This window comes from Maribacter sp. MS6, from assembly GCF_056839185.1.
The window spans coordinates 801,210-814,826 of record NZ_CM166389.1; the positions used below are offsets into that span (position 1 = coordinate 801,210).

At 38.9% G+C, this 13,617-nt stretch carries 9 protein-coding genes and 1 pseudogene; all 10 read left to right on the top strand.

Going from position 1 to position 13,617, the window contains the following annotated elements:
• Window positions 1–21 precede the first annotated feature (21 nt).
• The 10 genes and pseudogenes from MS6x_RS03700 to MS6x_RS03745 all read left to right on the top strand — a co-directional run bounded on the left by MS6x_RS03700 (window position 22) and on the right by MS6x_RS03745 (window position 13,611).
• A pseudogene (locus MS6x_RS03700) lies at window positions 22–1,892 on the top strand (ABC-F family ATP-binding cassette domain-containing protein).
• Window positions 1,893–2,103: 211 nt separating this feature from the next.
• The gene (locus MS6x_RS03705) at window positions 2,104–2,340 is read left to right on the top strand and encodes a hypothetical protein (protein WP_482605417.1); all 237 of its coding nucleotides are present in this window, start codon (window positions 2,104–2,106) and stop codon (window positions 2,338–2,340) included.
• A gap of 247 nt (window positions 2,341–2,587) precedes the next feature.
• A complete protein-coding gene (locus MS6x_RS03710) occupies window positions 2,588–3,025 on the top strand; it encodes a hypothetical protein (RefSeq protein ID WP_482605418.1) in 438 nt (145 codons plus the stop codon).
• Between the two features lie 30 nt (window positions 3,026–3,055).
• Window positions 3,056–3,199: a hypothetical protein gene (locus MS6x_RS03715; protein ID WP_482605419.1), complete on the top strand. Its 144-nt coding sequence runs from the start codon at window positions 3,056–3,058 to the stop codon at window positions 3,197–3,199.
• Between the two features lie 196 nt (window positions 3,200–3,395).
• Window positions 3,396–3,971, top strand: coding sequence for a cob(I)yrinic acid a,c-diamide adenosyltransferase (locus MS6x_RS03720; protein ID WP_482605420.1), 576 nt, complete (start codon window positions 3,396–3,398; stop codon window positions 3,969–3,971).
• A 134-nt stretch (window positions 3,972–4,105) separates the two neighbouring features.
• Complete coding sequence (locus MS6x_RS03725; protein ID WP_027064442.1) at window positions 4,106–4,330, top strand: DUF2795 domain-containing protein; 225 nt, start codon at window positions 4,106–4,108, stop codon at window positions 4,328–4,330.
• 306 nt (window positions 4,331–4,636) lie between these two features.
• Window positions 4,637–7,999 carry a preprotein translocase subunit SecA gene (gene secA, locus MS6x_RS03730; RefSeq protein ID WP_482605421.1) on the top strand — a complete coding sequence of 1,121 codons (3,363 nt, stop codon included), beginning with the start codon at window positions 4,637–4,639 and terminating at the stop codon, window positions 7,997–7,999.
• Between the two features lie 262 nt (window positions 8,000–8,261).
• Window positions 8,262–9,656, top strand: a complete 1,395-nt coding sequence (locus MS6x_RS03735; protein ID WP_482605422.1) for a Gfo/Idh/MocA family oxidoreductase — start codon at window positions 8,262–8,264, stop codon at window positions 9,654–9,656.
• A 109-nt stretch (window positions 9,657–9,765) separates the two neighbouring features.
• Complete coding sequence (locus tag MS6x_RS03740) at window positions 9,766–10,980, top strand: sensor histidine kinase (protein ID WP_482605423.1); 1,215 nt, start codon at window positions 9,766–9,768, stop codon at window positions 10,978–10,980.
• 111 nt (window positions 10,981–11,091) lie between these two features.
• A complete protein-coding gene (locus MS6x_RS03745) occupies window positions 11,092–13,611 on the top strand; it encodes a M14 family metallopeptidase (protein WP_482605424.1) in 2,520 nt (839 codons plus the stop codon).
• Window positions 13,612–13,617 lie beyond the last annotated feature (6 nt).

Consider the following 13,617-nt stretch of genomic DNA (forward strand, 5'->3'; position numbering starts at 1 on the left):
TGCGCTTGAACTTATATCTTTATGAATTTACTTACGGTTGAAAATATTTCTAAATCTTATGGCGAACTGGTCCTTTTTGAGAACCTTTCCTTTGGCATCAACAAAGACCAAAAAATAGCCCTAATTGCCAAAAATGGCAGCGGAAAAACATCGATTCTCAATATTTTGTCGGGAGCGGATAGTCCCGATACCGGACAGGTTAGCTATCGAAAAAGCACGCGCGTATCTTTTTTGGCACAAGAACCGTTAATGGATCCGGAATTAACTGTTGAAGAAACAATTTTTGCTTCTGACAATGAGGTGCTACAAGTAATTTCCAGCTATGAAACAGCCTTGCAGAACCCAGAGGATGCAGATGCCTACCAAAAGGCTTTTGAGGCCATGGACCGTTTTCAAGCTTGGGATTTGAAACCCAGTATAAGCAAATTCTCTTTAAACTGAAACTAGAGGATATGAATGCCAAAGTAGGAATGCTTTCCGGCGGACAGAAAAAACGATTGGCATTGGCAGATGCCCTGATCAATAAACCCGATTTATTGGTGCTGGACGAACCTACGAACCATTTAGATCTAGAAATGATTGAATGGTTAGAAGAATATTTCGCTAGAGAAAATATGACCCTGTTTATGGTTACCCACGACCGTTTTTTCCTAGAACGTGTGTGTAACGAAATAATTGAGCTAGATAATGGTGTCCTCTACCCTTACAAAGGAAATTATTCCTACTATTTAGAAAAGAAGGAACAGCGTCTGGAACAAGAAAGTGTTGAGCAGCATAAAACAGAACTCCTTTTCAAAAAAGAACTGACTTGGATGCGTCGCCAACCAAAGGCGCGCACCACAAAATCAAAATCCAGAATAGACGATTTTAATACCATAAAGGAAAAAGCAAGCAATCGCAGAAAAGAGCATGAGGTACAGTTAGAGCTGAACATGGAGCGCATGGGCAGCAAGATTTTAGAATTTGTAAAAGTTTCTAAATCCTTTCCTAACAAACCCATTCTAGATAAGTTCGAATATAATTTCTTAAGAGGGGAACGGATAGGAATCATAGGTAAAAACGGTACCGGAAAATCTACCTTTTTAAATATTTTATCTGGAAGGGACCAACCCGATAGCGGTAAGGTCATTGTTGGTGAAACAATTAAATTTGGTTATTATACCCAAAAAGGTATTACCATAAAAGAAGGGCAAAAGGTAATAGACGTCATACGGGAATTCGGTGACTACATTCCCTTGATGAAAGGAAAACAAATATCTGCCCAACAATTATTGGAGCGCTTTCTTTTTGATAGAAAAAAACAATATGATTTTGTGGATAAGTTAAGTGGAGGGGAACGTAAACGTCTCTATCTATGTACCGTGTTAATTCAAAATCCTAATTTTTTAATTCTAGATGAGCCTACAAACGACTTGGACATTGTAACACTTAATGTATTAGAGAGTTTCCTGCTGGATTTTCAAGGTTGCCTGCTCGTTGTGTCGCATGACCGCTATTTCATGGATAAAATTGTAGACCACCTATTTGTATTTAGAGGAGATGGTGTTGTCGAAGATTTTCCAGGTAACTATTCCGATTACCGCGCTTATGAAGATAGTCAGGTACAGGAAAAGAGGGAACTAAAAGAAAAGACCGATGTTTCCAAAACTACTTGGAAAAAAACGGAGACTACAAACAAACTGTCGTATAACGATCAGAAAGAGTACAAACAATTGGAGCGGGACATTAAAAAATTAGAAACCAAAAAAGAAGAACTACAGGCAAAATTTACCGATTCTTCGTTATCTGGGGACGAAATTTCCTCCCTATCCATAGCGCTAGGTGAATTATCGGAAACAATCGATGTAAAAACAGAGCGTTGGTTTGAGCTTTCTGCACTAATGGAAGGATAAAACCTCCTTTTATAATGACCTGATCTTTTAAAACTATAGTTTAACGACACCTTTTTTCGATAAGGTGTTTTTAGGGTTCGTGCAGTTTACCGAGTGAATTCTGCACTTTAACCGAACTTCTGTCAGATACCGAGTAATATGGGTTGTTCGGCGAACGGCAACCCTCAAAAATACACTTGCGCCCGTTATAATAGTGTAACAAACGCAAGTCATGAAAACAATAGCTACCATCTTCTTTATCTTCTTCATTGGAATGAGCGCACAAGCTCAGAACAACACAACGGATGTTAAGGTCGAAACTATCGAAATGACTATCGTTACCGAAACCGTAAAGGAATTGAACCTGGAAACTAAAACTGAAGTTGCTAGATTATACAAGTTCAAAAATGCCAGAGTAACCAAGGCATTGTCTTTTACTACCAAAAGAAACAAAGCTAAAATGGCTTAATCTAAAAGTTACTCACTGTAATGATGCAAGTGCCAGTTGCTAAAACCTCCTGCCAGAGTTTTTGACAAACGGGCACTTTTATTTTATAGCGCACCATAAGCTACCATTTCCTTACAGCGAAAACATTGCCTTACAATATTCTTCGTTTTCATTGGTATTAGTACATTTGAGGAATTCTGAAATTGATAAAGTGTTTCGTTTTCTTTGCCGTATAAAATTCCTCCTAAGCGCGACCAATCAACATGGTGTGCATTCGCCTTTTGTCTATAACTTTATTACCAAAGGATTATACCGAAAAGGGACTAAAACATTCACGGTAACTGAAAATGTTCTAATAAAAAGCATATCCTACTTTTCTCATAAAAAAATAGGGTTGGTGCCGGACGCCAACGAACTTAAAGAACAGCTGGATTCTGTTTTCAAAAATCTAGAATATGACTCACTTCCCTATGATATTATGTATACCGACGTTAAGAACGAACCGGCTAATAACATGGATAGTAAATACAGACACAACGAAACCATACTCATAATAACTGGAATCTATGCGTCCAAAGAAAGTCTAACTTTGTGGAAAGAAATTAAAAAACGTGAAGAAGTCCGCGTAACTATAGACGTATTTCACTGCGGTTTGGTCTTTTTTAGAAGAGAACAGGTGAAGGAACATTTTAAGATCCGGATATAATCCCTTAATTTTATCCTTTAATCCTAGACTATGAACAACAATACCATTTATATTATCCTAGGAGTCGTTTTCGCGATTTACGTAGGATTTCGGTTAATGAATAGAGGGAAATCTAGAGAAAGGAAATCACGCAAATTCATGGGAGATTACAAACGTAAGGATAAACAAGAGTAGGTAGTAGCCAATAAAAAGAGATTAGAGTTTATCCAATTCTGAGTCAAATTCAAGAAGCTTAATATAGTTCATCACTCATGGGTCATCAAACCACCGCTTACAAATACCCGCCTTAAGCAACCCGAAAAAAATAGAAACTTGAAACTTTGTACCCTCAGCTCAGTATAAAACATTTTACGAAACCCGAAAAAAAAGCATGAAGATTTACACCAAGACCGGAGACAAAGGAACTACGGCCCTCTTTGGAGGCACACGTGTCCCTAAACATCATATCCGTATAGAAAGCTATGGTACAGTAGACGAGTTAAATTCGTGGTTAGGACTTATCCGAGACCAAGACATTGCTAGTTCCTCAAAACAAGAACTTACCAAAGTGCAAGAAGACTTATTTACGCTTGGAGCTATCTTAGCCACCGACCCAGAGAAAGCAGTACTTAAAAATGGAAAGGAACGTCTCAATATACCAAAAATTGAAGAATCGCACATCCATAAACTAGAAATTGCCATAGACGCCATGGAGCAAGATTTGCCACAAATGACGCATTTTATTCTTCCCGGTGGTCACACCACCGTGTCATACTGTCATATAGCGCGTACCGTTTGTAGAAGAGCAGAACGGATGGCGACCCTCTTGAACGAAAATGAACCTTTTGATGAACTGGTGCTCTGGTATTTAAACCGCCTGTCCGACTATCTTTTTGTACTGGCACGAAAATTGTCCAAAGAACTGCAGGCAGATGAAGTAAAATGGATTCCCGAAAAAAAGGACTAATAAATCCCTAATTTATTCGTTATCAATTTATAAAGTAAAAAAATGTTGATAACTAAGGCGAAATAATTACGAATTATCTTGACTATCATCATTAAAAAATTATTTTTGCAAAAATTTTAAATTACACGATTACCATGTATTGGACATTAGAACTAGCATCTTATTTAAGTGATGCACCTTGGCCGGCAAGCAAAGACGAATTGATTGATTACTCAATTAGAACTGGAGCACCATTAGAAGTGGTGGAGAACTTGCAGTCCATGGAAGAAGAAGGTGGTGAGATTTATGAGTCTATCGAAGAGATCTGGCCAGACTATCCCACGGAAGAGGATTACCTCTGGAATGAAGACGAATATTAGTCGTCACATATAAAAAGAGAACTATACTATTGATTCTAACTAACTTGAATTAAATAGTTCATAGTATTTTTTGAAGAGACGCCCTTAATGGGCTTACATATCATAATTACTACTAAAAAGTCTCCATGGAGGCTTTTTTTTTATGTAATTTTGGCAGTACAAAAAGGTTTTTTAGTCGAATATAATTACTGGAATGGCTTTTGTTCTTTAATGCACGTCGATTATGAAAATCGGCTTTTAATCAATACTAGTAAAACTTCTTAAACATTAAATTTTTGAAGTTTTGATACAAATACATAAATACATATGAGTTTTATAAATTCCGTCTTAAAAGCTTTTGTTGGCGACAAATCAAAAAAGGACGTAAAAGAGCTTCAACCCTTAGTCAAACAGATAAAATCTTTTGAAGCGGAGATGGAAAACTTAAGTTTGGATGAGATTCGTCAAAAGACTATTGATTTCAAGAAAAGAATTAAGGAGTCCTACCAAGATATTACCGCCCAAATAGCCGAACTGGAAAAAGAGGTTCATGAGTCTACCGATATTGACAAGAACGAGGACAGCTATGCGGAAATAGATAGATTAAAACAAGAAGCATATACGATTTCTGAAGCTACTTTAAACGAAATATTACCGGAAGCTTTTGCTGTAGTAAAAGAAACGGCCAAGCGCTTTGCCAATAACGAAACCCTTACGGTTACCGCATCCGCGAACGATAGACTAATCTCCGGCAGCAAGGATTATGTTACGTTGGACGGAGAAAAGGCCATCTGGAAAAATTCGTGGGACGCCGCAGGTAAAGAAGTTACTTGGGACATGGTGCATTACGATGTGCAATTAATTGGAGGTATTGCCTTGCACCAAGGAAAAATTGCAGAAATGCAAACGGGTGAAGGTAAAACCTTAGTGGCAACACTGCCACTATATTTGAACGCACTTACGGGCAACGGAACGCATTTGGTAACCGTGAACGATTATCTGGCAAAAAGGGATAGCGCATGGATGGCTCCTATTTTTGAATTTCATGGCCTTTCCGTAGATTGTATAGATCACCACAAGCCTAACTCAGATGGTAGACGGGCGGCCTATAATGCAGACATTACCTACGGCACCAATAACGAATTCGGTTTTGATTACCTAAGGGACAATATGGCGCACACTCCAAAAGATTTGGTACAACGCCCGCATAACTATGCGATTGTAGATGAGGTAGACTCGGTTTTAGTAGATGATGCTCGTACACCTTTAATTATTTCAGGACCGGTACCGGAAGGAGACCGTCACGAATTTAACGAACTGAAGCCAAAGGTTAACGAAATCGTGCAAAAACAAAGACAGCACTTGACAGGTGTTTTAGCAGAAGCAAAAAAACTGATAGCCGCAGGCGATACCAAAGAAGGTGGATTTTTATTACTGCGGGTTTTCAGGGGGCTACCTAAGAACAAAGCGCTGATAAAATTCTTAAGTGAAGAGGGTGTAAAGCAACTGTTGCAGAAAACAGAGAATTTTTACATGCAGGACAACAATAGGGAAATGCCCAAAGTGGATGAAGACCTATTGTTCGTAATCGATGAAAAAAACAACCAAATAGAACTTACCGATAAAGGAGTAGACTATATTTCTGGAGAGCAGAATAGAGACTTTTTCGTTATGCCGGATATTGGCGGAGAAATTGCCAAAATAGAGGAACAAAACCTAGAGATAGAAAAAGAGGCAGAACTTAAGGAAGAACTCTTTAAAGATTTTACCATCAAAAGCGAACGTATTCACACCATGAGCCAATTGCTAAAGGCGTATACCCTTTTTGAAAAGGATACGGAATATGTAGTGATGGACAATAAGGTGATGATCGTAGACGAACAGACCGGTCGTATTATGGATGGTCGCCGTTATTCGGACGGATTGCACCAAGCCATTGAAGCCAAGGAAAATGTAAAAATCGAAGCCTTGACCCAGACCTTCGCTACGGTTACCTTACAGAACTATTTTAGAATGTACAGTAAATTGGCAGGTATGACCGGGACCGCCGTTACCGAAGCTGGGGAATTCTGGGAAATCTATAAATTAGACGTAGTGGAAATTCCTACCAACAGACCAATTGCAAGAGATGACCGCAACGATTTAATTTACAAAACAAAACGGGAAAAGTATAACGCTATAATAGAAGAAGTTACAAAGTTGAGTAACGCAGGAAGGCCTGTCCTTATTGGTACGACTTCGGTAGAAATTTCCGAATTACTTTCCAAATTGTTAAGCGTGCGTAAAGTACCACACAATGTATTGAACGCAAAATTGCATAAAAAGGAGGCTGATGTTGTGGCGGAAGCCGGTTATGGAGGTGTTGTAACGATAGCCACCAACATGGCAGGACGTGGAACGGATATTAAACTTTCAGAAGCGGTAAAGAAAGCCGGCGGACTTGCTATTGTAGGCACCGAAAGGCACGATTCCCGTAGGGTGGATAGGCAATTAAGAGGTCGTTCTGGTCGTCAAGGAGATCCAGGAAGCTCACAATTCTATGTTTCATTGGAAGATAACCTAATGCGTTTGTTCGGTTCGGACAGGGTGGCCAAGATGATGGACAAAATGGGGCTGGAAGAAGGCGAAGTGATTCAGCATAGCATGATGACCAAATCCATAGAACGTGCGCAGAAAAAAGTAGAGGAAAATAACTTTGGTGTGCGTAAGCGTTTATTGGAGTACGATGATGTAATGAACGCACAACGCGAGGTCGTTTATAAAAGAAGACGCCATGCGTTACAAGGAGAGCGTTTAAAAGTCGATATCGCCAACATGGTGTACGACACTTGTGAAGTTATTGTAGAAGGCAATAAAGGTGCGAACGATTACAAAAATTTTGAATTTGAATTGATAAAATATTTCTCCATGACCTCCCCTGTTTCTGAGGAAGAATTTGGAAAATTAAGTGCCCAAGAAATTACAGGGAAAGTATACAAGGAAGGGTATTCCCATTACAAAGAGAAAATGGAACGAAATGCCGCAACAGCTCTACCGGTAATAAAACAAGTATACGAAGACAACTCCAACAACTTTGAGCGTATCGTGGTTCCATTTACCGATGGTATCAAAAGTCTTAATGTGGTAACCAATTTACAAGAGGCGTACGATAGTGAAGGAAAACAACTGGTAACGGACTTTGAGAAAAACATCTCTCTTGCTATTATAGATGATTCTTGGAAAACCCATTTGAGAAAAATGGATGAATTAAAGCAATCGGTCCAATTAGCAGTCCACGAACAAAAAGATCCCTTATTAATCTATAAGTTCGAAGCATTTGAGCTTTTCAAAGGGATGATCGAGAAAGTGAATAAAGAAATAGTTTCATTTTTGTTTAAAGGGGAATTACCTTCCGGTAATCCTAACGAAATACAACAAGCTGATAACATTAAACGTAGGAAAGAGAATTTACAGACCTCCAAGGAGGAAATCCCTAATAACGATGAACTTGCAGCGCGAAGCAGAGCTGTAGGTCAGAACCAGGGACAACGTCCACCGGTAACCGAAACCATTATTCGTGAGCAGCCGAAAATTGGAAGGAACGAACGGGTAACCATAAAAAACGTGATGTCCGGTGAGAGCAAAACTGTAAAGTTCAAACAAGCGGAACCACTACTCCAAAAAGGGGAATGGGTAATTACACAGGACTAAGAATTAGCTACATATAATTTAAAAGGCATCCATACGGGTGCCTTTCTTATTTCCTGTTATAGGTGTTATATACATATGCCTTTTAATCTGCACCAAATTAACAAGTGCGTATAAAGCAGGTTCTATAATTTGGGTACACTTTACTCTTAAGGAAATCTCCATATATCTTTACGCTATTTAAAAAATACCGTTCTGCTAGAATAACAGACTACCAAAAGAATGATATTTTAAGTACCTTGTAGCTTAATAAATACGATTAAAAATGACAGCTACCAGACGTAAATTTCTTAGTTCTATAAGCATGCTTGCCGCCAGCACCGCATTACCTTTACATAGCTTTGCGTTTGGAAAGACTTCTAAATTGAAAATAGGTTTGGTGGGTACCGGCGTAAGAGGCATAACATTTTGGGGGAAACGATTGCTGGACACCTATCCAGATATCCTAGATTTTGTAGGGTTATGTGATAGTAATTCAAGTAGGCTTGCTTATGGCAAAAAATATATAGGTGCCAATTGTCCTATTTTCACGAATTTTGAAACTATGGTGAAGCAGACAACACCAGATTTAATAATTGTAACCACCAAGGATTCCAACCATCACGAATTCATAATTAAAGGATTAGAAATGGGTTGCGATGTACTTACCGAAAAACCCATGACTACAGATGAAGTCAAATGTCAAAGCATCATAAATGCCGAAAAGAAGTCCGATAAAAAGCTCATAGTTGGATTTAATTATAGGTGGAGTCCGTATGCTACCAAAATAAAAGAGCTGCTGCAAAATAATGCGATTGGGAAATTGGTTTCCGTTGATTTTAATTGGTATTTGAACACCTACCATGGTGCATCCTACTTTAGACGCTGGCATGGGGAAATGGCAAGTAGCGGCTCGTTATGGGTACACAAAGCCACTCATCATTTTGATTTGTTGAATTGGTGGATAAATTCTGAACCTAATGAGGTTTTTGCTTATGGCGACCTAGAATATTACGGAAAAAATGGGCCACAAAGAGGGGCTAATTGTAGATCATGTGATTTTAAGGATTCTTGCGAGTTCTATTGGGACATCCATACAGATGAGTTTACAAAAAAGCTATATGTAGACCATGAGCATATGGATGGTTATATTCGCGACAATTGTCTCTTTAGGGAGAACATAGACATTTACGATAAAATGTCTGCCCAAGTAAAATACTCCGACAATACGATACTAAATTATTCTCTAACGACGTACTCGCCTTTTGAAGGTTGGCGGGTAGCATTCAACGGTACCAAAGGCCGCATAGAAGCTTGGCAAGATATTCCCTATCATAAAACAAGCACCATAGACGAAGCTGAAAAACACGCAAAAGAAATGGAGCAATCAGAACAGGAAGAAACCTATGTAGAACCAGTTATTGTACATAAATTATGGCAAGAGCATGAAACCGTAGACGTAACTATGGAAAAAAGTGGTCATGGCGGTGGCGACAAACGCCTGCACGATAAAATATTCGTTAATCCAGATACGCCAGATGAATTTAACAGAACAGCGGGACTAAGAGATGGGGCCATGTCCATTCTAATAGGTATTGCGGCTCATAAAAGCATACAAGAGAAAAAACCGATTTCCATCGCCAATCTTACAGATTTGAAGCCTAGAAAGACGAGGAGTTAACAATTTTCCCACTAAGTTTCGGAATGTTAAAAAGTATTGGAATTATTCGGTAAACATGATTAGCTTTACAGCATCAATCAAAAGGCACGGGATTACCAATACGTTACCAATGAAAGACTCAAAAATAGACCATGAACGTCTTAAAGATAAGGTTTCCCTTATTTTAAAGGTAAACTACGTTTCTAGTGTTTTGGCATTGGCTTTTGGTCTGCTTTGCTATTTTGTTTTGAACATTACCCAAATTATCCCATTTGTTTTTGTTGTCTTTGGTATCCTTAATCTAATAAACACTTTGCTTTTCCGGAAGCACGACAATATCATTGTAACCTATAATGTATCTTCAATAATGGCATTAATTAGTGCCTTTATTATTACTATTTATAGTGGAGGTATCAACAGCGAATTTATTTTCACCCTCGCTTTGATCGTGTTTGCGGGATATGTTACAACAAAGCGCTACGGTCAGGTGTACCTTGTTGTTGTGTTTTGTTTGGTACTTCTGATTTTTTCTCAAAGCATTCCGGAATTAAGTATTACTGAAAATGTAATTCCGGAAGATTCCAAATCGCTTTTCAATTTACTTTCGGTCCTGTTCTCAATGTTTCTTTTAGGAAATATCTTTGGTAAGAACTTGCTGAGGACTCACCATGCGCTGTACCGTTCTAAAAAAGAATTAACCGCACAGATGGAGGAAAAAGAGACCCTTTTAAAAGAAGTACACCATCGGGTAAAAAACAACTTACAAACGGTATCTAGTTTATTAAGCTTACAATCGCGTAATGTAGAAGAGGCAAAAATGAAAACCTTGCTCAAAAGCACACAGAACAGGGTAATTTCAATGGCCATGGTACACGAAATGCTGTATATGAGAAACGACATTTCACAAATTGAGTATAAGTCATACGTACAGGAATTAAGCGAATATCTTATTAGGTCAATTAAAGGCCTGGACAGTAAGGTGCAGCTCAAAATAGATATTCCAGATATAAAACTTGGTATAGACACTGCCATCCCGTTAGGGTTATTGATAAATGAAGCCGTGACCAATGCGCTAAAATATGGATTTGCAGATGAGGAGGAGGGCGAAATTTACATTGTTCTGAAAAAAGAATTGGATAAGCAATATGTATTGAATATTGGTGACAATGGAAAAGGTTTTCCGGAAACAGTAACCTATAAAAATTCCAAATCGTTAGGCTTAAAGCTAATCCACAATCTAACCCGCCAATTAAAAGGAACTATCCAACGTGACGACAGTAAAAAAGGGACCAATTATATCATCAGATTTCACGAAATAACACAGCAATTACATCCTGCAGTATAACTGCTAATTTCTTTCACACTACTATAAATTACTGGGTAAAAAGTACTAAATACTGCAAAGAGATAAGAGGATAATAGGTATATTTAGGCAGCAAAATTTAAAAACCGCCTAATGTTCAGAAAATTACTATTATTGGTAGTCCTTTTTGGGAGTACCCTTTCCGCACAAGACTATTTCTATCAAAAATTTAAACCCTTTAACGAGAACATTCCCTCTCCGGAAGCTTTTTTAGGTTATGGAATTGGAGAACATCACACAAGGCATGATCTCATTGTTGCCTATTTAGAGAAATTGGCGGAAGTTTCGGACCGTGCAAGCATACAAGAATACGGAAAAACACATGAAGGTAGAAAACTGGTAATGCTAACGATAACAAAACCGGAACACCTAAACAATTTGGAATCCCTACAAGAGGCACACCTGGCCTTTACAGATCCTTCCAAATCGGTTTCCAACTATGATGAAGTTCCTATTTTTATTAATCTAGCATATAACGTACATGGAAACGAACCTTCAAGTTCAGAGGCTGCTTTATTAACTGCTTACACTTTCGTCGCATCGGAGAATCCGGAAATCATAAATTATTTGAATAATGCAGTTATTTTCCTAGACCCTACAATTAACCCTGACGGGAGGGATCGGCACACCCAATATGCGAATGCCTATCAAGGAAGTCCAGAGGTAGCCGACCCGCAAGATGCGGAACATAATGAGTACTGGCCCAGGGGCAGAACCAACCATTATTGGTTCGACCTCAATAGAGATTGGTTATTAGCCATTAATCCAGAAAGTCGTGGAAAACTAAACTGGTACCACCAATGGTATCCGAACGTAGTCACGGACTTTCACGAAATGGGCAGTCAGAGCACCTATTTCTTCGAACCTATGAAAGACAATGCTTCCTGGGACCCTATTATGCCCAAGGAAAACTATGAAGATCTAAACACACTCTTTGGCAATGAATTCGCGAAGGCCTTAGATAGCATAGGTTCGCTTTACTTTACAAAAGAAGTTTTCGACGGCACGTACCCTGGTTATGGCTCTTCGTATCCTGATCTTCAGGGTGGCCTAGGGCTTTTATTTGAGCAGGCAAGCTCGCGCGGTCATAGGCAAACGACGCCATTTGGTGAAATTACCTTTGCTTTTACCATAAGAAACCAATACACTTCAGGTATAACAACAGTTAAAACTGCAGTCAATAACAAGGCGTACATGCGCCAATACCAGCAACGGTTCTTCAAAAGTGCATTGACCAATGCATCCAAAAGTAAAATCAAAGGATATACATTTGGGGATTCTTATGACCAAAACCGGACCAAAGCCTTCATCGATAAATTACTATTGCATAAAGTTGACGTGTATCGGTCCGGAGACAACTACACCGTACCCACGAACCAAGCCCAGTATAGAATGGTCCAAACCATGTTTGAAACATATGACAAGTACAGGGATAGTGTGTATTACGACGCCTCTGCTTGGTCTGTGGGTAATTTTTATAATATGAAATACAAACCAGTTAACTCCCTGCAACTTGGAGAAAAGATTACGACGGTAGAAAATCTTGTACAACAGCGTCCGGTTGAAAAATCCAATTATGCATATATTATGGATTGGGACGATTACAACTCCCCTGCTGCCCTTCATTATTTGCAGCAAAAAGGTATTGTTGCTTCATCTGCCGCCAAGCCTTTTACCGCCAAAACCAGAAATGGGGAAAAAAAGTTCAACTATGGTGCGGTTTTGATTAGCGTAAGCCTTCAAAAACAGGATGCCGAAACGCTATATAACAACATTAAAGAGGCGCAACAGAAATTTGAAGTCCCTATTTCTACTGTAGATACCGGACTAAGCCTAGGTGGTATAGATTTAGGTAGTGGAAATATAGAAGCAATCAAAAAACCAAAAGCAGCTATGCTTATTGGAGAAGGTGTTCGTTCTTACGAGGCCGGTGAGGTTTGGCATTTATTGGATACGCGCGTACATATGCCCATTACCAAAATTCCAATGCGTAACTTCAATAGAGCCAACTTGGACAAGTATACAAGCCTAGTTATGGTATCCGGAAGCTATAATCTATCGGACAAGCAATTGGCCAAAATCAAAGACTGGACTAGTAAAGGAAATACACTGATCACTATAGGTTCGGCAAGCAAATGGGCCATTGATAAGAAAATAGTGGATGAAAAGCTCACCAAAACAGAAAAGGATTCTACTAAGCTTGCCACAAGAAAACCGTATGTAGATGCTCGTGAAAATATTGGAAAGGAAAGTCTTGGAGGCGTAATTCTAGAAGTAGATTTGGATGTTACCCACCCACTTGCCTATGGATATAGGGATAACACCATTCCTGTATACAAAAACAACACGGTGTGGCTAGCTCCTAGCAAAAACGCCTATGCTACGATTGCCAAGTATACCGCAGCACCCCATATTGATGGCTTTATAACAGAAAAGAACATGGAAGAAAATATAAAACCTTCCGCCTCATTAATCGTAAGCAAAGTCGGAAGTGGAAGAGTCGTCCTGTTTGCCGATAATCCTAATTTTAGAGGATCTTGGTACGGCACCAACCGACTTTTCTTGAATGCACTTTTTCTGGGTGACAAAATAAACATACCATCAGAAAATTAATCTAAC

Coding starts and splice junctions, on each gene's coding strand:
- MS6x_RS03705 (WP_482605417.1), top strand. CDS start 2,104: ATGAAAACAATAGCTACCATCTTCTTTATCTTCTTCATTGGAATGAGC.
- MS6x_RS03720 (WP_482605420.1), top strand. CDS start 3,396: ATGAAGATTTACACCAAGACCGGAGACAAAGGAACTACGGCCCTCTTT.
- MS6x_RS03740 (WP_482605423.1), top strand. CDS start 9,766: ATGAAAGACTCAAAAATAGACCATGAACGTCTTAAAGATAAGGTTTCC.
- MS6x_RS03725 (WP_027064442.1), top strand. CDS start 4,106: ATGTATTGGACATTAGAACTAGCATCTTATTTAAGTGATGCACCTTGG.
- secA (WP_482605421.1), top strand. CDS start 4,637: ATGAGTTTTATAAATTCCGTCTTAAAAGCTTTTGTTGGCGACAAATCA.
- MS6x_RS03735 (WP_482605422.1), top strand. CDS start 8,262: ATGACAGCTACCAGACGTAAATTTCTTAGTTCTATAAGCATGCTTGCC.
- MS6x_RS03745 (WP_482605424.1), top strand. CDS start 11,092: ATGTTCAGAAAATTACTATTATTGGTAGTCCTTTTTGGGAGTACCCTT.
- MS6x_RS03715 (WP_482605419.1), top strand. CDS start 3,056: ATGAACAACAATACCATTTATATTATCCTAGGAGTCGTTTTCGCGATT.